The sequence below is a fragment of the Streptosporangium sp. NBC_01810 genome, assembly GCF_035917355.1.
GTDB lineage: Bacteria > Actinomycetota > Actinomycetes > Streptosporangiales > Streptosporangiaceae > Streptosporangium.
In genome coordinates this window covers 6,439,926-6,458,773 of the sequence record NZ_CP109070.1, presented here as the reverse complement: position 1 = coordinate 6,458,773, position 18,848 = coordinate 6,439,926, and the positions used below count along the sequence as shown (strand labels likewise).

The window sequence follows — 18,848 nt, the reverse complement described above, 5'->3', positions numbered from 1 at the left end:
CTCTCGCTTTCTTCTCGACGAGCGCACGGGGGGTGCGGAAAGTCACCGTCCGCACCCCCCGAGTCATCCTAGGGCAGCTTGATCCAGAAAGGATCTTCCTTGAGGATACGATTGTTTCCGTACCAAGCGCCCAAGGCGCGGCCGAACGCCTGGTTATGGGTGGCTCTGATCAGCAGAACCGAGAAGTTGAAGTCGGGGTTCGCCCCGAGGGCACCCTCTTCGACTGAGGCAAAAGGATACTCGTCGCAGTTCTCGGCCAGTGGATCGCCTTCAATGTTACTGGACCAGGTAGCCTGAATCTCCTTACGGCACACATACTCCGACTTTTCTCGTTGCACCTCGCCAAAAGCAAGGTTCTTGAGACGCTTAAGCGGGTTCTGCGGAGATCCTCCTGGGATGTTCTTTGTCCGCCCGAACGAGTGGGGGTAGAGATTCCCGCCGTGGATCGGATAGGTGGGTTCGGTGCTCGGATTGGTCAGCGCCTTCTTGATGTGGTCGTACTGCTCAGGCCATTCCTCCCCTCTATCGTTGACATCGTTCCGCGCCATTTCCATGAAGGCACTTCGATAGGTGAAGACGCAGCCACCGGAGGGGGTGTAAACGTACGATGCGGAATCGCAGCGAGCCTTGAAATCCTTATCACTGGTCCCGGCTTTGGTCCAGACGTTGACGTACCGGGTTTTGTTTCCGATCGGGGTCACCTTGACGAGGAGGGAGAAGTTGCAGGTCGATATCTTGTCTGCTCCTTCCGCACCGGCCGCGGTGGAGGTCATCGCGAAGTTCTCCAGCGGGTTGGCGTTCCATGATGCCTTGGACTTCTCTCGGATATTCGGGCCGAACGGCGAGTCCAAGTCCGGTTGGCAGTGCGCGTTGGTCGGATAGCCCTTCGGCTTGAGTTTCAAGCCCACTGTGGTGCCCGCAAGGGTCCCCGTGCTGACGATGTTGTCGAACTTGGCTCGAATCACGACCGCGCGGCTGCGCTGGTCCGCGTCAATGAGAAGGGTTATGTCTCCCTTGAAAGTTCCCTTGACTACTAGGAGGTTATTCACCTTCTCCCCGTCTACTGCGGTTACCTGTCCGGAGTAGCATCCGGAGAATCGGCTGCGGAAACTGGTGAATCCGGCCACCTGGGCCACGTCCGCGTCACATTCCGCGTAGTTCTCGTAACGAATCGGATGGGCCTTCCCCACGGGCCACGGCAAGGGGTTCGCTGCCAACTGGGTGACGCCCTTTGCCTCTTCCGACGCGCGAGGAGTAGCCGATTCGTGGGGTGCGCTGGTCGTATCGGCTGGGCTCGTCGTCGCTCCTGGGTGCGCATAAAGGTCGCTCACCTCGGCTGCGGACAGTCCTCGGGGGAAGACCCAGAGGTCATCGATGCCGCCCTTGATGGACGTGCCTATGGTGAACGGGCCGTTGGCGTTCCACGGCGCAAAGCTGATCGTCTGTGTCTTGATCAGGTTTCCGTTGAGGTACAGGGACAGCTTCTTGGAGGCATAGTCGTAGGTGCCGGCTAGGTGGAACCACTCGCCCACGGGCGGAGCCGTCTCGGAGAGGGCGCCCTCTTCGGAGCTGGCCGCCGAGTCCGTCTGCTTCATCGTGAAGACCAGCCCGTGAGCCGGGTCGACACCGAGGTGGAACGGAGCCGCATTGGCGCCCTTTTGCTCGGCAATCGCATAGCGGCCGTCCCCGTCATCGAGACGGACCCAGGCGGCGATGGCGAAACTTTCGTCCGTGCGGATGAGGGGCGTGGCTGCGGCAGCCAGCGGTTCTTCGCCGACATTCGTCGGATCGACCGTCAGTAGCTGCCACTCCGACCAGGGCGAGGTCGCCGTGGCTGAAGCAGCGCGTGCGCGCCAGCGCACCAGCCACCCGTCGGTCAGCTCCCCGGCCGGGATGTTGGCCGCGGCCTGCGTCCCCGCGGCCACGTTGTCGGCGCTGCCAGCCCAGATCTGCCCGCTGCCCTGCCCTTGCGGTGCGGCTGGGTCGTGCTCGACCTCGAAGTCGGCCCGCAGCGTCCCACCCGCTGGGTCGTCCACCTGGGCTCGCAGACTGGGAGTGAGGCTGGACGTGGTGGTCTTGCCTCCGACCAGAGCCGAGGGGACAACCTGCAGAGCGCTCACGGCCGGACCGGAAGGCAGATCGAGCAGATCTACGGTGGCCTGCTGCCAGGCCGACCAGCCCGAAGCGGTCGCCGCGGCGGCGTTGACTGCGCGAGCGCGCCAGCGCACCAGCCACCCGTCGGTCAGCTCCCCGGCCGGGATGGCGGCCGTGGCCTGGGTGCCGGAGGCGACCGCGGTCGAGGCGCCGGTCCAGATCTGGCCGGTGCCCTGCCCCGTGGCGGCCGGGTCGTGCTCGATCTCGAACTCACCCGTCAGCGTGCCGCCGATGGTGTCGGAGACGGTGGCTGCCAGCTGTGGGGTGAGCGAGGTGACCGTGGTGACCCCGCCCGCGGCCTGGGCCGGGGTGATGGTCAGGTCGCCGATCGTCGGGGCGGAGGCCGGACCGGTGGTGGTGACGGTCAGTGTGGGCGGGGAGTTGAACTCGAAGGTCTCCTCGGCGGAGGGGAAGACCCGGTAGTTGTCGTTGGTGTTGGCCTCGTTGGGGTGTTGCAGCACCAGGCCGTGGTTGGCGGCGCCGCCGGCCCAGTCCTGAGCGATGGCGGTGACCGGCCACTCTAGCGGAGCCGGCTCACAGGTCGGGCCGAGGGCGACCCTGTTGATCTGGGCGTCCTCGGTGGTGGAGGTCGGTTTGTTGGCCCAGTACAGGTTGTTCTCATCCCACGCCGAAGTCAGGCGTCGGACTTGAATGCCCGGCCCGACCGTGGGGCCGCAGCCTTGGGCGTCGATGTTGAGCAGCGACAGCCTGGCATCGGTCACTGTGCTGCCCGTCAGGGCGGCGGTGTCGAAGCGCAGATGCACCCGAGACAAGTCGCCGAACAACCGCCCGGCCATCAGATACCCGGCGGTCGGATCGGCCGGCAAGTCGGCGTCGCTGGTGGAGGCGATCTCCACATCATGGTTGAACGGCAAGGTAGTGGTCGGATCCACCCGCACCGGATACCGGGTGGCGGGGTCGGACAGGAAAGCGTGGTCGGGCTTGAGCACCAGCTCGGTGCGGCCGCCCGTGGTCACCACGTCGGTGGCGATCTTCGCGTGCCGGGCCTGGGGCAGGCGGCCCTTGGCCAGGCGAGCTCCGGCAGAGGCGTCCCACATCACCGGCTGCGGCGCCGAGGCGACGAGCTTGTTGTCCTTACTCTTGTCCTTGCCGTTCGTGCCAGCCTTGGTGTCGGTGAGCAGCAGGCGTCCACCCTTGCCTTCAGTCAGGGTCAGACTGCCGGTTTCCACTCCGATCCGCAGCTCTAGCGGCTTAGCGGGCCTCTCACGGAGCACCACATCGTGCCGGAACCCGGTCGGCAGCACGGTCACGACCAGATCCGCGCCACGGCCCGCCGCGTCGGTGAATGTAGCCACGTTCTTGTTAAAGGTCGGCTTGGGCAGCGCCGTCGGCCACCGCAGCGCATACGACTGCCCGTCGGCGGCGGTCATCTTTACGAACGTGTCAGCTCCACCGGTAGAGATCTCCAGCGCAGTACCACTCTTAATCGCCTTCGGCTTCAGTACCCCGCCTTGCTCCAGCAGGGAGGTGTCGATTGGCACCCATGTGCCATTCCGCTTAGTCCGCACTGGGCCTGCGGCGATTTCTGTCTTGAACGTCTTCCCGTCGGGCTGGGCATAGGTGATGCTTGTTTCGGATGTCTCGGTTTTGACCTCGATAGATTTGCTCTGCTTTGCTGCTTCCTGTGAGGCGAGAACTCTGACCTGGCTAGCAGGCATGTTCGACAGGGCATGACCAGACTTGCCCGTGACCCAGGTGGAAGTGTCATTCAGCGTTACTGGGTTGTCGTTGATCGTGGAATCGGCTGCGGTCGTCCCGGTAGCCTCATCGAATAGCCAATGGGCTATGGCAGGTTTCGGTGGGACTGGCTGCGTAGGGTCTTCGCCGATATCCGGGTTGCTCCACTGCTCGATCTCTTCAGGCGTCAGACCGTCCGGCAAGGCGGCATCCTTCAGTTTGGAGCCCACCACCTCTGTCGACTGCGCGTTCTCGCTCTTGAGCTGCGCAGGGGTAACCGGATCCGGGTCGGCCGGCTCGTCGATCACCGAGTCGTCGACATGAGCCAAGACCTCATTAAGAGTTGGCGTGGAGTTGTCGCTACGAGGCCGCATGTAGAGCACTTGCAGGGGTTCCGCTGGCATTTCGTATTGGACGAAGAGGTGCGGAGGGTGACCGTCGAAGTCGGTGTAGTTGGCCGAGCGGAATTCGCGCCAGTTGATGACGCCGCCCTCCTGTAGGGCGCCGACCCGGAGGCCGTAGTTGGGCTGGCCGTTGGACCAGTCCCGGACGATGTCCTCGATGGTGTAGTACACATCGCGGGAAGTCAGATTGCCTGAGCAGTGGTCGCCGACGGCGCTGCCCTTGACGCCCTGGCCGCTGGTGGTCACCGTGGGCTGGTTGCTCCAGCTCAGCGAGTTGACCGACCAGGTGCTGGTGATGCGGCGGACGACGATGTCGCCCTTCTCGTCCCCGCAGGCATGGGAGCGGTAGTTCCACGGCCGCAGGTCGGCGTTGAGGATCTCCTGGCCCATGAACGGCGCGCCGGTCAGATCGAAGCGCAGGTAACTGCGCCAGATGGTGCTCGGGTCGTTGGTGGGGCCGTTGGAGATGGCATTGCCGCCGTTGCCCACCAGCAGCTTGTACATGCTCTGGTTGGGGCCGCCGGTGTTCCAGGTCTTGTTGTTGATGAAGGTGTCGTCGGGGTAGCCGGCGCCGTACCAGTCCGAGCCGGCCGCGGCCAACGTCACCGGGTAGGTGACCTGCGGGTCGGCGAGGAATCCCGCATCCGGAGACAGCACCACAGTCGGCCCGTCGGGCTTCTCCTCAACAGAGGTCGTTGCCGCACCGAGACGACCGGACCCGGGAGCTTCGGCCGCCGTGGCGTCCAGCATCCGCACCATGGCCAGATCGGTCACCGGCTGGTCGCCCGCCAGTACAGCGGCCTTGCCTGTGGAGGTCTTCCCGTAGTCCATCCCTGCGGGGAGATCGACGGAGATCGGCAGCTTCAGCTGTTTGGTGGGCCGTTCCCGGATCACGATCTCCTGGTGGAACCCGGTCGGGGTCACGGTGACCACCAGATCGATGCCGCGGCCGTAGACGGACTCGTATACCGCCTTGTTACCCGACAGCTTCGGGGCGGGCAGCTTGCTCGGCGCGGAGATCTCTACTTCTCCCGCCTTGCCTTTCTTCGCCCCCAGGGATTCACCTTTAGCGGTTAGCAGCGTGGTGGTGCCGCCGTTGGACAGGCTGATGTCCAGCTTGGCCACGCGCGGTTTCACGACACCATTCTCCGCGACCAGGGTCGTGTCGATTCCCCGCCAGGCGCCGTCCTGTTTGATCCGGACGGGCTGGCTGTAGACGTAGGTGCCTACGGTCTTGCCATCTGGATTGGCGACCGTGGTCGAATTCTCCGTATGGAGGCTTTCAATCTCAATCGGCTTGTTCTGCTCTTTCGCCTCCTGCTTGGCGGTTTCCACCGGGGTCGGGGCGGTGGTCGCTTTCGCTGCAGGAGCGGTGGGGGTGGGGTCGGCGATGGCAGGTGCTGCCATCAGGGATGTGGATAGCCCGAGGGCGGCTATCACGGAGGTGCGGCGTAGCACGCCGGGCCTCGGAGGGGGTGTGTTCACTCCGGCCTTTCTCGAACATTTGTAGCAAACTTGGTGATCTTTACATAGATCGACAGTAAAAGTAAAGATCATTTTTTAGTGGGCGAAGGTTCACGTAGTGTGACTTCCGGTGCCAAGAGAATCCCGCAGGACATCGGTCATCAAGGTCTGATCGGCTGCTGGTCCAAACGGCGTGAGCAGCTTCATTTACTTCTATAACGGCGACGCCAGTGGTATTAGCCGACTGAACGTGATAGAAGCGCGCTTGCTTTCGCCCCAACAGGCGAACCAACAGGGACACGGAAGTCCAGAGGTCAGTTTGTGAAGCCAACGAAGACAAGCTGACCGGCCGTGCCATGCTGGCCCCTCAGATGGGCCTGCTGCACTGCAGAAGGCCCATGGCCTGCGCGTCATGTAGGAAAGCGGGCCAAGAAGATGGTCATGCCGTACGCCGATCGCCCGGACTACCCGAAGGGGCAGCGATGACCGACGACATCCGGCGGCGCCTGGCCGCCGTCGAGGGCATCGACTGGAGCCAGCTGGAGCGCGAGCACGACGCAGAGTACTGCACCGACTGGATCCGCATCGGCCCGGTCATGATCCCGACCACGTTCCACCCCGGCCCGGATGACCTGGCCGACGTCGCCCAGACGACGGCCGTCGCCGAGTTCGTCCAGCACGCCGTCGCCGACATCCGCAGACTTCTCGATGAACGGAAGCGATCATGAGCGAGGTCATCACCACAGGCGCCGGCGACCGCTACCACGTGACCGAGGACTGCCCCGCGTTGCAGTCGGGCCGCCTCGGTGGCGAGGTCCAGGGCTACCGGCTGCACGATGTCCACCGATTCGCGAACGCCGCAGAAGCCGAGGCCGCAGGTCGGACGCCATGCGGGACCTGTGTGGGGCGGCCATGAGCGAGCCGCCGCTCTGGCAGGGCAGGGCGATCTCACCGGAGCCGCCCGCCCACGTCACCCGCATCCGGGATGACTACGGCGATGAAGCCGCCCGTGGCGGTCTGTGCGACTACTGTGGCGGCTCCCTATGGGTATGGACCCTCGTCGGCGGACAGCGCCGCACCCCTGCCCACGGTGATGACCTCGACCAAGTCCCGCTCGGGTACAGCGTCTGGGAGTGCTGGGCCGACCTCGATATCGTCGGCCCGCTGCAGAAGGTGCGACCGTGACTATGCCCGAGCCGATCGGCTACACCGTCGCCATGTATGACCGCCACGGAGACCCCTGTCTGTTCCCGGAAGGCAATAACGTATACGCCACGAAGGAGGAAGCCGAAGAGGAACGCCGAGGTTGCCTGACCCACAACCCGGACACGCGGAGGGCCGGGGTCTTTCTGCGTGTCTGGGCGAGCGGGCTGCTGTCCGTCCGGCTACCGCGCCCGCCCGGTCAGCAGCCGCTGCCACATCTCGTGCGCCTCGCGGTGCGTCCATCGCCCGGTGAAGGCGTGTTCCGTCCGCCTGCCCTGGATCACCCTGTGGATCATGTAGGAGCCGCCGCAGGAGATCAGCTCGAAGAAGACCGCCCGGCAGGAGCACGTGTGTTCCAGCACGCGGTACGGGCCAAGCGACACCGGCTCCCAGTCGAGCGCCTGACGCCCTGGGGCGACGCGTCCCGGGTGCGTGCTGACGCCGGGGCAGGTCCATTCACTGCGGGCGTCCAGATCGCCACTCAGGGCGTCGGGGATGACTGGCATCTCACGCTCCCCCCTCTGGGGGTGCGAGGGGCAGGGTCGGCTCGGCGTAGTGCTCGCCAAGGCACTCGGCGATCTGGCGCGCGACCTGGAGTAGGTCTTCGACTGGGGCGTGGCCGGCGGGCTCTTCCATGAAGGTGGCGCCCCAGCAGAAGACCGTTCCGGCGGGGTCGGCCCAAGGCGCTCGGCCATCAGCTCGCCGGACGGCTGCGCGTACTCGTGGTCGGCGGCCTGGCCGGGGCAGCCGTGCGCGTACGGCGCGTGCCCGCAGACGGCGCAGCCCATCGGCATGGGTGGGGCTTCGGCGAAGCAGCCGCAGCCGCTCGCCTTGGTCCGGTTGAGGACCGGGGTACTACGGTTGCTCACGGGTCAGGCCTCATTCCTGATCAAGGGTCCGGTACGGCGTTGCGAGCGCTTGCCGGGCCCGACTTGTGTCTGGAGGGGGACCGAATACCCCAGCCCTCGGGCGCCGACTCGTTCGCCAATCTTACTGCGATTCGCGAAAGGCAGTAATGATGTACTCATGCTGAAGTGGCTGTCCTCAACCAACCCGGCATGTTGTCGAACCGGTACGGTGGCTGCTAAATGGCCTTTCATGACCCATGGAGGAGCGCGTGGCGGACACAGGCTGGGTCAGCGTTTCTGCGCCCTATGTGAGACCTCGCCGTCCTGGAGAGTCAGATCCCTGGGCGGAAGAGGCCGCTCAGCAAGGTCACATCGGCACTCATCAACTCCGCACCGTGGAAGAGGTCCACCCGCCACAAGTGGTTGCTCAAGTCCTCGGCCTCGATCCCGGGGACACGGCGATTGTTCGTCGCCGGCTGGTACTCCTGGACGGGCGCCCGACAGAACTCGCAGACTCCTACTACCCCGTGACGATCGCCCGCGACACACCGCTGGCCGAAGCGCGCAAGATTCCGGGCGGAGCCCCTACCATGCTTGCCGAACTCGGCTACCAGCCACACAGTGCGGAGGAAGGCGTCATAGCGCGCCCCTCAACCCTTCCAGAGCAAGACCTGCTTGATATCCGACCGGAGGACTGGGTCCTGGTCCTCACTCGGGTGCTACGAACCAACGACGGAGTGCCGATTGAGGTCGCCGTAATGACGATGATCGCCGACGGCCGTGAACTGCGATACAAAATGATCATTCAATGAGGAGACCCGACAATCTTGGCAAGGCGGCTGGACCCTCGTCCTCGTCATCAGCAGATCGCTGCAGAGCTGCGCGCTGAGATCATGTCCGGCGCTCTGAAGCCGGGCCGGCAGCTCCCTTCGACGCCACACCTGGTGGCGCGCTTCAGCGCAGCCAACGCGACGATCCAGCGTGCTCTGCAATCTTTGAAGGAGGAAGGGGTCGTACGTGGCCACGCAGGAAAAGGCGTTTTCGTACGAGACAGGCAGCCCTTCGTTGTCGAAGCCGCTGCCTACAACGCCCCAGCTCCGCGTGGCTACAGCTACGAGCTGCTTCAGGTCGGCGAGGTGGAACCGCCGACCGACGTCGCTGCGGCTCTCACCATTCCGCACAGCGATCCGGTCATCATGCGTCACCGGCTACTGCTGCACGACGGCGCGCCCGTTGAGCTGTCATGGTCGTACTACCCACCCCACATCGCCTCCGGAAGTCCCCTGGCAGGTCGTGGAAAGATCCGCGGCGGGGCACCTCAAGCACTGGCCGATCTCGGGTTTCCGGAGCGACACTTCGAGGACCGCATCTCGGTGCGGCAACCCACCACGAAGGAGGTCGAGAGGCTGGACCTTCCGACCGATGTACCGGTATTTCGCCAGTTTCGGGTGATCTACAGCGACCTGAGGCGGCCGGTGGAGGTCTCAATCCTGATCAAGGGTGGCCACCTCTACGAGCTCTCGTATCAGCAGGTCGTCGACTGATGGAGGTCGCGCCCGCGCAGGTGGTATACGAGTGTTTGAGATCGGTACCTGCGTCGCGCCTGGCTGATCGCCGTTGAAAAGCACGGCGTAGTCCGTGGGGAAAAGCGCAGCGAGGGCGCTGGAGTGGTCTGGGACCGCTCACCGGTAACGCATCGTGAGGGGTGGTGGCGGGCGTTGGTCGGGTGTGGGTGACAGGGGGCGGGCCGGTGGAGCTCCGGGAGGGGGCAAAGCGGGTCATGGCGGGCGTGGAGGCGGGGCCGTGGTGGTGACGATCGGGGATTTTCCATGATCGGGGTGAGTTGGCACGCTGGTGGCGTGCGGATTCACCCCGATCAAGGAAGGCGCCACTCCCGCCCCCTGGGTGGGCCGCTTTTCGTGGTGGCAGGCCCGATTCGTCCCCACCCCCCCGGCCGAGGGCGGCCCATGACCGGACACCCCGCGGACCTTCGTACCCCGCACGGCGAAAGCCCCGCACGGCGAGAGCCCCGCGCGAGGCGGCGGCGAGGAGCGGCCCCGGATCCTGCCGCACCGCGGCGGACCCGTACCGATGGGCGGTCTGGGGCCACTCCACGGTCCTCGGCGCGCTTTTGACCTTCGACCCCGCACGACGCGACACCAGCGAGCGGCCCTGAAGCACTCCACCGCCCTCGCCGCGCTTTTCCCCACGGACGACGCCGCGCTTTTCCACCGTGACCGGCTTACCGGATTCGGATGCTCGTACACCACATCCGTGGACGCGACCCTGATGGACCGTGCTAGTGCTGCGTTCCTGAATGGGGGCGGAGATCCCTGCTGACCTGGGGTGATGATGGTCTCAGGGGGGATTGTCATGCCGAAACTGCTGCATGCGCGTCCACCGATGGACGCCGAAGAGAAACGACAGATCTGCAAGCTGGCCGGGGCCCGTCATGCCCCGGCCGACTGGATCATGAGAGCGCGGATCATCGTGTTCAGCTGGCGGGGGCTGCGCACCAGCGCCATCGCCGCCCAGCTGGGCTGTCACATGCAGACCGTGCGCGAGCGGATCGAGCGCTTCAACGCCGAGGGCCTGGCCGGGCTGGGCGACCGGCCCGGGGCAGGCCGCAAACCACGCATCACCGAGCTCGAACGCGGACAGCTCATCGCGCTGGCACGCTCGACTCCGCCCGGACGGCCGGTCCGCGACGAGGCCGGGGACCTGGCCGCAGACGAGGAGGCCGGCCCCGCCGAGTGGACGCTGGACAGCCTGACCGCCGCCGCCCGCGCGCAGGGCATCGTCATCGCGCGCAGCCAGGTCCGCCGGATCCTGCTCAAAGAGAAGGTCCGCTGGCGGCACACCCGCTCCTGGACCACCTCGACCGATCCGGACTTCGCCCCAAAAGGGCCGAGGTCATCGCCCTCTACACCGACCCGCCGCCGACCACCACGGTCATCTGCGCCGACGAGCTGGGGCCGGTGACCCCGCGCACCTTCCCACCGGCGCCCGGCTGGTCGGTCGACGGACACCGGATCAAAGCACCGCTGACCTACTCCCGCGGCACCGACAAGACCTGGGTATACGGCGGCCTGCGCATCCGCGACGGCATCGAGCTCACCTTCTGCGCTCCCTCGCGCAACAGCGACGGCTGGATCGGGCTGCTTCAGCAGATCGCCAGGGCCAACCGGCGCGGTGCGATCGTGGTCATCACCGACAACCTCTCCAGCCATTCCAGCTGGAAGGTCCGCCAATGGCTACTGCGTCACCCGCGCATCCGCCAGGTGTTCATCCCGATCAAAGCCTGCTGGCTGAACCTGGCCGAGGGCTGGTGGCGGCTGCTGCGCAAGGCGGCGTTCGCCGGGCAGACCTTCGCCGACGCCACCGAGATCGCCCACGCGGTCACCCTCGCCACCGTGCAACTCAACGCCCATGCTCATCCCTGGGTTTGGGGGCGACCGCCCCCGCAGCCCCGAGCCCTGCGCCGCAAATTCGTCTACCTGCTATGAGGAACGCAGCACTAGGGGCTGTTCTGAGTTCGGATCATGCTGCGGGGTGGAGGCTGCGGAGCCAGATGACCGCTCCGCGTAAGTGGAGTCCGGCGAGGTAGCTGGCGGGGGTCTTGTCGTAGCGCGTGGCCAGCCCTCGCCACTCCTTGATCTTGTTGATACCGCGCTCGACCGTGTTCCGGTCCTTGTAGAGTCCGGCGTCGTGGGAGATTGGGCGGCCGCCCCGCGAGCCCCGCTTCTTCCGGTTGGCGGCCTGGTCCACCTTCTCCGGGATCACCGCCCGGATGTTGCGTCGGCGCAGGTAGACGCGGTTGGCGCGGGAGGAGTACGCCTTGTCGGCGGCGACCGCGTCGGGCCGGGTGCGGGGCCGGCCGACCGGTCCGCGGACCTTGACGCGGTCAAGGACAGCGGCGAAGCGCGGGCTGTCGGCGGCCTGGCCGGGCGTCACCACGAAAGACAGCGGGCGACAGCGGCGGTCGGTGGACAGGTGCGTCTTGACGGTCAGCCCGCCCCGCGAGCGGCCCAGGGCGGCGGCTTTGAGGCGGACCTTGAGGCGTCGTCGCACCCGGCGGCGCTGGACGCGCATGGCCTCTGCCTCGGCGTCGGCCGTGTCGTCCGTTGCCGTCACTGGGGCGGTTTGTCCCTTTGGCGCAGCCCCTTTTCCTCCTCGGCGGCCTTCTCCAACTCCTGGAGCAGCTTGGGATCGATCGCCATGCCGGCGGCGTGGTGGTGGGCGCGCGCGACGGTGGAGTCCACGCTGACCAGGCCGAGATCGACCTGCCCGCGCCGGGCGGCCTCGGCGATCATCTGCTCCATCGGCGTCTCGAAGGTGCCATTGAGCGCCCACTGCTGGAAGCGGCCATAGACGGTCGACCAGGAGCCGTAGCACTCGGGTAGGTCGCGCCACGGGCTTCCGGTACGGAACCGCCACATCACGCCGTTCAGCTGCTTGCGCAGGTCAGGGATCGGTCCGCGCTCACCCAGCGGCAAGTGCGGCTCGATCAACTCCCACTCGGAATCCGTCAGATCACCACGCGTCACTCAAGACGTTTACCAGTCCGAGGGTGATCAGATGGCCGGTTCAACCGAACAGTGATCTGAACCTGGAACAGGCCCTAGTGCTGCGTTCCTCATAGCAGGTAGACGAATTTGCGGCGCAGGGCTCGGGGCTGCGGGGGCGGTCGCCCCCAAACCCAGGGATGAGCATGGGCGTTGAGTTGCACGGTGGCGAGGGTGACCGCGTGGGCGATCTCGGTGGCGTCGGCGAAGGTCTGCCCGGCGAACGCCGCCTTGCGCAGCAGCCGCCACCAGCCCTCGGCCAGGTTCAGCCAGCAGGCTTTGATCGGGATGAACACCTGGCGGATGCGCGGGTGACGCAGTAGCCATTGGCGGACCTTCCAGCTGGAATGGCTGGAGAGGTTGTCGGTGATGACCACGATCGCACCGCGCCGGTTGGCCCTGGCGATCTGCTGAAGCAGCCCGATCCAGCCGTCGCTGTTGCGCGAGGGAGCGCAGAAGGTGAGCTCGATGCCGTCGCGGATGCGCAGGCCGCCGTATACCCAGGTCTTGTCGGTGCCGCGGGAGTAGGTCAGCGGTGCTTTGATCCGGTGTCCGTCGACCGACCAGCCGGGCGCCGGTGGGAAGGTGCGCGGGGTCACCGGCCCCAGCTCGTCGGCGCAGATGACCGTGGTGGTCGGCGGCGGGTCGGTGTAGAGGGCGATGACCTCGGCCCTTTTGGGGCGAAGTCCGGATCGGTCGAGGTGGTCCAGGAGCGGGTGTGCCGCCAGCGGACCTTCTCTTTGAGCAGGATCCGGCGGACCTGGCTGCGCGCGATGACGATGCCCTGCGCGCGGGCGGCGGCGGTCAGGCTGTCCAGCGTCCACTCGGCGGGGCCGGCCTCCTCGTCTGCGGCCAGGTCCCCGGCCTCGTCGCGGACCGGCCGTCCGGGCGGAGTCGAGCGTGCCAGCGCGATGAGCTGTCCGCGTTCGAGCTCGGTGATGCGTGGTTTGCGGCCTGCCCCGGGCCGGTCGCCCAGCCCGGCCAGGCCCTCGGCGTTGAAGCGCTCGATCCGCTCGCGCACGGTCTGCATGTGACAGCCCAGCTTGGCGGCGATGGCGCTGGTGCGCAGCCCCCGCCAGCTGAACACGATGATCCGCGCTCTCATGATCCAGTCGGCCGGGGCATGACGGGCCCCGGCCAGCTTGCAGATCTGTCGTTTCTCTTCGGCGTCCATCGGTGGACGCGCATGCAGCAGTTTCGGCATGACAATCCCCCCTGAGACCATCATCACCCCAGGTCAGCAGGGATCTCCGCCCCCATTCAGGAACGCAGCACTAGGGCCCAGGTCCCTAGGCTCTGGCCGTCCGCGGTGGCAGTGAACGTCGACCGTGTCCGCTGACAGCCACAGTTTCCGATACGAGGTGAAGAGGTGGTGACACTCACCATCGGGGCTGCCCTATCCCTGACCGGTAAGCACGCCCGTTTCAGCACGCAGGCCCGGCTAGAGCGGTCACGTCGGCTGCCACTTCCTTGAGTTATCCACAGGTTTTTCCTCAAATCTCCGGGTTATCCACAGAAGATCGATAGGGGCTGTGGACAAGCATCCTGAAATCTCGCCATCTAGGGCCTGAAGTGGCTTCCTCCGGTTGAGGGAGTGTTTCGCGCTTTGGCGTTGTGCCACGTTTTCCCTGGTTGTGGAGAGTTCGACGTTCCTTGCGGAAGGGCGGCGGGCCATTACCGACGAAGGGTGACGGATCATCTTCGCGTTCGTGCGGGGTCACGCCGACCCGCGCGCACCGCCCGGCGCCTGAGTGCGGTATCCCCAATTGAGGGGCGGGCCTACGGCGTTATCCACAGAATGGCGTTCGGATTGACGGGACCGCAGGCGCATGGAGAACCCTGGCGTGACCGATGCCGGGCGGTGGGCTCGGCGGGGATCTCCAGGAGGAGCAGATGGCTCGAACGAGCGCGATTCGTGGGCGACGTGATCGGTTGCGATGGCTGCGTGCCCGGTGGGCGCTGCTGACCACCGGCGCGCGACGCGACCGTGGCATGTCCACCGCCGAGTACGCGGTCGGAACGATCGCCGCCTGTGCCTTCGCCGCCCTTCTCTTCAAGGTGGTGACGAGTCCCGACGTCCAACAGATGATCACAACTCTGATCAACCGAGCGCTGACCGTGGCGGGATGATCCTCCGGGTGGCGGTGCCCCTCTCGCGCCGGACCAGGGGGTCGGTGACCGCGGAGACAGCCGCGGTGCTGCCCGCCCTCCTGGTCGTGCTGGGAGCCGGGCTTTGGGCGGTGGCAGCGGTCGAGGCGCAGCTGGAGTGTGTGGACGCGGCCCGGGCCGGGGCTCGGGCCGCGTCACGCGGTGAGTCGCTGGAGCGGGTCCGAGGCAGCGCTCTGTCCGCGGCTCCCGCGGGCGCGACTGTCACGGTGACCCGGAGTGCGGAGGTGGCACGGGTGGAGGTGTCGGTGAACGTCAGGCCTCGCTGGGGCGCCTCGCTCCCGGGCGTCACCGTTCACGCGAGTGCCGCCTCCGTCACCGAGCCAGGGCTGGAGTTGGTAGGCCCGTGACTCCTTCGCTCCCCGGGGAGGGTGGCTTCTCGTCAAGCCGCTTTTGCGGCTTCACGGGGGACAAGCCCTGCCCGCAGGACATGGATGACGGTGGGGCCGAGCGGGGGTCGGCCACCATCTGGACGGTCGGGCTCATGGCGTTGCTCTTCGCGGTCGCGGCGGCGGTCATGGTCGCGGGCACGGCTCGGGTCGCGCGTCACCGAGCGCAGAGTGCCGCCGACCTGAGCGCGCTCACCGCCGCTCGGCTGGCCTTCGCGGACCCGGACCGGAGTTGCGCGAGGGCCTCCCTGCTCGCCGCGGACAACGGGGTCAGGGTCACCCGCTGTTCTGTGGGAAATGACGGCATCGCGGAGATCGAGGTGACCATGGACGTTTCACTCCTCTTGAAAGGAGAGGTGGCGATCAACGCCAGGGCACGTGCCGGCCCTGTTCACATCGCTGATTCAGACCGGTGACGGAGGGGATGAAAGCACGTCGAGAATCCGATGGGAGCCGACCAGATAAGGATCCTGGGAAGCTTGATCATAAATAGCTTGATCACAGATGGGTTGGGCCCGCCAGTGGCAGTCGGCAAGACGTTCCCGCCGGCGTGAAGCGGATTGTGTGGATCGGGGTGTTGGCCAGGCCGGCGCCCCGGCCCGCTGCCGGTGTGTTCCGCGGCCCTCACAGCTGCGGCTCGTCGGAGGAGAGCAGGACGGCCAGCAGGCGGAGGGCTCCGGCCTTGTCGAGAGGTTCGTTGCCGTTGCCGCACTTGGGGGACTGGATGCACGAGGGGCAGCCGCGCTGGCACTCGCACGAGGCGATGGCCTCGCGGGTGGCCGTGAGCCAGTCACGCGCGCGGGCGTGACCGCGCTCGGCGAAGCCGGCACCGCCCTCGTGACCGTCGTAGACGAAGACGGTGAGCAGCCCGGTGTCGGGGTGGAGTTCGGTGGAGACGCCGCCGATGTCCCAGCGGTCGCAGGTCGCGAAGAGCGGCAGCAGGCCGATGGAGGCGTGCTCGGCCGCGTGCGCGGCGCCGCCGAGGTCCAGGCCGTCCTCGATCAGGGGGATGATCGCCGAGGTGGGCAGCGTCCACCAGACGGCGCGGGTCCTCAGTGTGCGCGGGGGCAGGTCCAGGGGTTCTTCTCCCATGAGCGCACCGCCCTGGGTTCCGCGCTTGAGATAGGCCACGACCTGGCTGGTCACCTCCACCGAGCCGAAGTGGAGCTCTCCGGGACCGAGAGGATGCGAGCTGAAGGACTCGATGACCGAGATATCGGTGACATCCCTGGCGAAGGTCGTGTAGTCGGGTGTTCCGGCCTCGACCAGCGCGACCCCCGCCTCCAGGTCGAGTTCGGCCACCAGGAACGTCTCTCCCTGGTGCACGTAGACGGCGCCGGTGTGCACGGCGGAGTGAGCAGAGGGCTCGTCCACGGTGCCGAGCAGCCGTCCGGTGGACATCTCGACGACCTGGACCGGTGCGGCGCCCGCCCCCCGGATGTCGGCGAGGTCGGTGGCGCGTCCCCTGCTGGTCCAGAACCAGCCCGCGGCGCGCTCCCTGAGCAGCCCGTCACCGACCAGATCCGCGAGCACCTCCTTGCTGGCCGGGCCGAAGATGTCGATGTCGTCGTGGGTCAGCGGGATCTCGGCGGCCGCCGCGCACAGGTGAGGGCCCAGCACGTACGGGTTGCCGGGATCGAGCACGATCGTCTCCACGGGCCTGCCGAACAGGGCTTCGGGATGGTGGACGAGATAGGTGTCCAGGGGGTCGTCCCTGGCGATCAGCACCGCCAGCGCGTCCTGCCCGTCCCGTCCGGCCCGCCCTGCCTGCTGCCAGAGTGACGCGCGGGTTCCCGGCCACCCCGCGATGAGCACGGCGTCCAGCCCGGAGACGTCGACGCCGAGTTCCAGGGCGTTGGTCGTCGCCAGGCCGAGCAGCTCACCTGAGCGCAGTGCCTTTTCCAGTTCTCTGCGATCCTCGGCCAGGTATCCCGCCCGGTAGGCCGCCACCTTGTCGGGCAGGTCCGCGGGCGCGCTCCCGTCGGCCACCAGGTCGCCGAGCCTGGCCCGTGTGGTGAGGGCCACGGACTCGGCGGCCCGCCGGGAGCGGACGAAGGCCAGGGTCCGCACGTCGGAGACGACGAGGTCGGCCAGGAGGTCAGCGCTCTCGGCGGTCGCGGGGCGGCGGACGGGTGCCCCGCCCTCGCCCCGCAGGTCGGTCAGGGGCGGTTCCCACAGTGCGAAGGTGGTCGAGCCTCGGGGAGAGGCGTCCGTGGTCACCTCGGCCATCTGGAGGCCCGTCAGGCGCCTCGCGAAGGTCCCGGGCTCGCTGGCCGTCGCCGAGGAGAGCAGGAAGGTCGGTCGCGAGCCGTAGCGCGCGCAGATCCGGCGCAGGCGGCGCAGGATCTGGGCGACGTGGGAGCCGAACACGCCCCGATAGCCGTGGCACTCGTCCACGACGACCATCCGGAGCCGCCGCCAGAAGGCCGACCACTGGGCGTGACGGGGCAGCAGGCCGCGATGGAGCATGTCCGGGTTGGTGAGGACGTAGTTGGCATGCCTGCGTACCCAGGTCCTCTCCTCGAAGGAGGTGTCGCCGTCGTAGGTGGCGGCACGGAGTTCGGGCGGGTCGAGTTCGCGCAGCGCGCGGAGCTGGTCGGCGGCCAGAGCCTTGCTGGGGGACAGGTAGAGGATCGTGCCGCCGTCAAGCGTCGCGGAAAGCGCCGGGACCAGGTAGGAGAGGGATTTGCCCGAGGCGGTCCCGGTGGAGATGATCACGTTTTGGCCACGGTGGGCCAGCTCGGCGGCCTCGGCCTGATGGGGCCACAGGCCGGAAACGCCGTGGTTCGCCCAGCGCGTAACCAATCGCTGGTCAACCCAGTCCGGCCATCGGGTCTCACCGGCCTGACGTGCGGGAACGTGCTCAACGTGGGTGACACGTTCGCGACGTGAGGGAACATCGAGCAGGCGATTGAGGGCGGTACCCGCTCGGAGGGACGAGGATGAGGGCGGGGTCACTGGTTTCAGTCTCACATCTGTGGGCAGAGTCGCCGGGAATCGTGATTTCGTATAGACACTGAGCGTACGCATGGTTGAATGCCGCGCGTCGGGGCTTGTCGTCCGGGGGTCATCCGGTCCCAGGAGGGCATGCTCGAATCGGTACTTTCGCAGGCAAGGCGCTGGAGGATCTGTGGATCTGAAGTTGGACCACCATTCCGAGGACCGTCTCACCATCGTTGAGGTCGAGGGTGAGATTGATGTCTACACCGCGCCCAGATTGCGTGAGCTCTTGATCGACCTGGTCAACAAGGGGAATTTCCACCTGCTCGTCAACATGGAGAAGGTCGACTTCCTTGACTCCACGGGCCTTGGTGTCCTGGTCGGCGGGCTCAAGCGAGTTAGGGCGCATGATGGCTCACTGGAGCTTGTCTGCACTCAGGAGCGCATCCTGAAGATTTTCCGGATCACCGGGCTGACGAAGGTCTTCGGTATCTACGCCTCGGTCGACGAGGCCAAGGAAGCTCACGGTCGAGACAAGTAGTCGTGGCTACCGTTGAACTGACGTTCAGTGCTCTCCCCGCGCATGTGCGGACGGCACGTCTGGTCGCCACGGCGATCGCCAGGCGCACCGGTGTGCAGGAGTCGTTGCTGGATGAGGTAAGGCTCGCTGTCGGTGAGGCGTGCTCTCGGGCCGTGGAGGCACACCGCCTCCACTGTCCGGGAGAGCCGATCCGTATCGAGCTACGTGATGACCTGGGGCGCTTCGAGGTGACCGTCACCGACTCCGCCCCCAGTGATGAGCTGGAGCACGATCGCGGCCTCCTGGGGCTCGACGATCCGTTCGAGCAACTTCCCGATGACCTGATGTCCGGCTTCGGCATCGCGGTCATCGCGGGGTTGGCCGACGACGTTCAGGTCTACCCGAGCCAGAAGGGCATGTGCATCCGCATGAGCTGGCCGGCGGCGACGAACGGTCTGTCTCCGGCCTGACAGAAGACTTTGACAGCCGGGCGTGTC

17 protein-coding genes and 1 pseudogene are annotated in these 18,848 nt (G+C 66.6%); 12 read left to right on the top strand and 6 right to left on the bottom strand.

Annotated features, from left to right (window positions below; all coding sequences use genetic code 11):
* Positions 1-68 precede the first annotated feature (68 nt).
* Complete coding sequence (locus OIE13_RS28885; RefSeq protein WP_326828976.1) at positions 69-5,663, bottom strand: DNRLRE domain-containing protein; 5,595 nt, start codon at positions 5,661-5,663, stop codon at positions 69-71.
* A 539-nt stretch (positions 5,664-6,202) separates the two neighbouring features.
* Between OIE13_RS28885 and OIE13_RS28880 the strand changes: the two genes are divergently transcribed.
* From OIE13_RS28880 to OIE13_RS28870, 3 genes are read left to right on the top strand one after another with little or no spacing between them, the layout of a single operon-like run.
* Positions 6,203-6,448 (top strand): hypothetical protein, encoded by a 246-nt coding sequence (locus OIE13_RS28880; protein WP_326828975.1) that lies wholly within the window; start codon positions 6,203-6,205, stop codon positions 6,446-6,448.
* Positions 6,445-6,636, top strand: a complete 192-nt coding sequence (locus OIE13_RS28875) for a hypothetical protein (protein ID WP_326828974.1) — start codon at positions 6,445-6,447, stop codon at positions 6,634-6,636. The genes OIE13_RS28880 and OIE13_RS28875 overlap by 4 nt, the downstream gene beginning before the upstream one ends.
* Positions 6,633-6,905 carry a hypothetical protein gene (locus OIE13_RS28870; protein ID WP_326828973.1) on the top strand — a complete coding sequence of 91 codons (273 nt, stop codon included), beginning with the start codon at positions 6,633-6,635 and terminating at the stop codon, positions 6,903-6,905. The genes OIE13_RS28875 and OIE13_RS28870 overlap by 4 nt, the downstream gene beginning before the upstream one ends.
* Positions 6,906-7,105: 200 nt before the next feature.
* On the opposite strand, the gene OIE13_RS28865 is transcribed toward OIE13_RS28870, so the two are convergent.
* Positions 7,106-7,792 (bottom strand): hypothetical protein, encoded by a 687-nt coding sequence (locus OIE13_RS28865; RefSeq protein ID WP_326828972.1) that lies wholly within the window; start codon positions 7,790-7,792, stop codon positions 7,106-7,108.
* A gap of 236 nt (positions 7,793-8,028) precedes the next feature.
* On the opposite strand from OIE13_RS28865, the gene OIE13_RS28860 reads away from it, so the two are divergent.
* From OIE13_RS28860 to OIE13_RS28845, 4 genes are all read left to right on the top strand, one after another.
* Complete coding sequence (locus OIE13_RS28860; RefSeq protein WP_326828971.1) at positions 8,029-8,583, top strand: GntR family transcriptional regulator; 555 nt, start codon at positions 8,029-8,031, stop codon at positions 8,581-8,583.
* Between the two features lie 15 nt (positions 8,584-8,598).
* On the top strand, positions 8,599-9,315 hold the full coding sequence (locus tag OIE13_RS28855) for a GntR family transcriptional regulator (protein WP_326828970.1): 717 nt from the start codon (positions 8,599-8,601) through the stop codon (positions 9,313-9,315).
* Between the two features lie 829 nt (positions 9,316-10,144).
* Entirely contained in the window at positions 10,145-10,753 is a 609-nt protein-coding gene (locus tag OIE13_RS28850; protein WP_326828969.1) for a helix-turn-helix domain-containing protein, read from the top strand.
* The gene (locus OIE13_RS28845; protein ID WP_326830317.1) at positions 10,687-11,277 is read left to right on the top strand and encodes an IS630 family transposase; all 591 of its coding nucleotides are present in this window, start codon (positions 10,687-10,689) and stop codon (positions 11,275-11,277) included. The genes OIE13_RS28850 and OIE13_RS28845 overlap by 67 nt, the downstream gene beginning before the upstream one ends.
* Before the next feature lie 34 nt (positions 11,278-11,311).
* Here OIE13_RS28845 and OIE13_RS28840 read toward each other — a convergent pair.
* The 3 genes and pseudogenes from OIE13_RS28840 to OIE13_RS28830 form a co-directional block, all read right to left on the bottom strand.
* A pseudogene (locus OIE13_RS28840) lies at positions 11,312-12,318 on the bottom strand (IS5 family transposase).
* 89 nt (positions 12,319-12,407) lie between these two features.
* Positions 12,408-12,959, bottom strand: a complete 552-nt coding sequence (locus OIE13_RS28835) for a transposase (RefSeq protein ID WP_326830281.1) — start codon at positions 12,957-12,959, stop codon at positions 12,408-12,410.
* Positions 12,932-13,540: a helix-turn-helix domain-containing protein gene (locus tag OIE13_RS28830; protein ID WP_326828968.1), complete on the bottom strand. Its 609-nt coding sequence runs from the start codon at positions 13,538-13,540 to the stop codon at positions 12,932-12,934. Before OIE13_RS28830 ends, OIE13_RS28835 begins: the two co-directional genes overlap by 28 nt.
* A gap of 689 nt (positions 13,541-14,229) precedes the next feature.
* Here OIE13_RS28830 and OIE13_RS28825 point away from each other — a divergent pair.
* The 3 genes from OIE13_RS28825 to OIE13_RS28815 all read left to right on the top strand — a co-directional run bounded on the left by OIE13_RS28825 (position 14,230) and on the right by OIE13_RS28815 (position 15,307).
* On the top strand, positions 14,230-14,466 hold the full coding sequence (locus tag OIE13_RS28825; RefSeq protein ID WP_326828967.1) for a DUF4244 domain-containing protein: 237 nt from the start codon (positions 14,230-14,232) through the stop codon (positions 14,464-14,466).
* Entirely contained in the window at positions 14,463-14,852 is a 390-nt protein-coding gene (locus OIE13_RS28820; RefSeq protein ID WP_326646721.1) for a TadE family type IV pilus minor pilin, read from the top strand. The genes OIE13_RS28825 and OIE13_RS28820 overlap by 4 nt, the downstream gene beginning before the upstream one ends.
* A gap of 80 nt (positions 14,853-14,932) precedes the next feature.
* Positions 14,933-15,307, top strand: coding sequence for an Rv3654c family TadE-like protein (locus OIE13_RS28815; protein WP_326828966.1), 375 nt, complete (start codon positions 14,933-14,935; stop codon positions 15,305-15,307).
* Between the two features lie 208 nt (positions 15,308-15,515).
* On the opposite strand, the gene OIE13_RS28810 is transcribed toward OIE13_RS28815, so the two are convergent.
* Complete coding sequence (locus OIE13_RS28810) at positions 15,516-17,798, bottom strand: DEAD/DEAH box helicase (protein WP_326646947.1); 2,283 nt, start codon at positions 17,796-17,798, stop codon at positions 15,516-15,518.
* 223 nt (positions 17,799-18,021) lie between these two features.
* Here OIE13_RS28810 and OIE13_RS28805 point away from each other — a divergent pair, with 223 nt between their 5' ends.
* Positions 18,022-18,372: an STAS domain-containing protein gene (locus tag OIE13_RS28805; protein ID WP_030916965.1), complete on the top strand. Its 351-nt coding sequence runs from the start codon at positions 18,022-18,024 to the stop codon at positions 18,370-18,372.
* Positions 18,373-18,374: 2 nt separating this feature from the next.
* Entirely contained in the window at positions 18,375-18,821 is a 447-nt protein-coding gene (locus OIE13_RS28800; RefSeq protein ID WP_326646725.1) for an ATP-binding protein, read from the top strand.
* Positions 18,822-18,848: the final 27 nt, after the last annotated feature.

Bases quoted from the DNA above. Each gene is read 5' to 3' on its own strand.
- OIE13_RS28825 (WP_326828967.1), top strand. From the start codon at position 14,230: ATGGCTCGAACGAGCGCGATTCGTGGGCGACGTGATCGGTTGCGATGG.
- OIE13_RS28830 (WP_326828968.1), bottom strand. From the start codon at position 13,540: ATGCCGAAACTGCTGCATGCGCGTCCACCGATGGACGCCGAAGAGAAA.
- OIE13_RS28860 (WP_326828971.1), top strand. From the start codon at position 8,029: ATGGAGGAGCGCGTGGCGGACACAGGCTGGGTCAGCGTTTCTGCGCCC.
- OIE13_RS28815 (WP_326828966.1), top strand. From the start codon at position 14,933: ATGGATGACGGTGGGGCCGAGCGGGGGTCGGCCACCATCTGGACGGTC.
- OIE13_RS28885 (WP_326828976.1), bottom strand. From the start codon at position 5,663: ATGGCAGCACCTGCCATCGCCGACCCCACCCCCACCGCTCCTGCAGCG.
- OIE13_RS28870 (WP_326828973.1), top strand. From the start codon at position 6,633: ATGAGCGAGCCGCCGCTCTGGCAGGGCAGGGCGATCTCACCGGAGCCG.
- OIE13_RS28875 (WP_326828974.1), top strand. From the start codon at position 6,445: ATGAGCGAGGTCATCACCACAGGCGCCGGCGACCGCTACCACGTGACC.
- OIE13_RS28850 (WP_326828969.1), top strand. From the start codon at position 10,145: ATGCCGAAACTGCTGCATGCGCGTCCACCGATGGACGCCGAAGAGAAA.
- OIE13_RS28880 (WP_326828975.1), top strand. From the start codon at position 6,203: ATGACCGACGACATCCGGCGGCGCCTGGCCGCCGTCGAGGGCATCGAC.
- OIE13_RS28820 (WP_326646721.1), top strand. From the start codon at position 14,463: ATGATCCTCCGGGTGGCGGTGCCCCTCTCGCGCCGGACCAGGGGGTCG.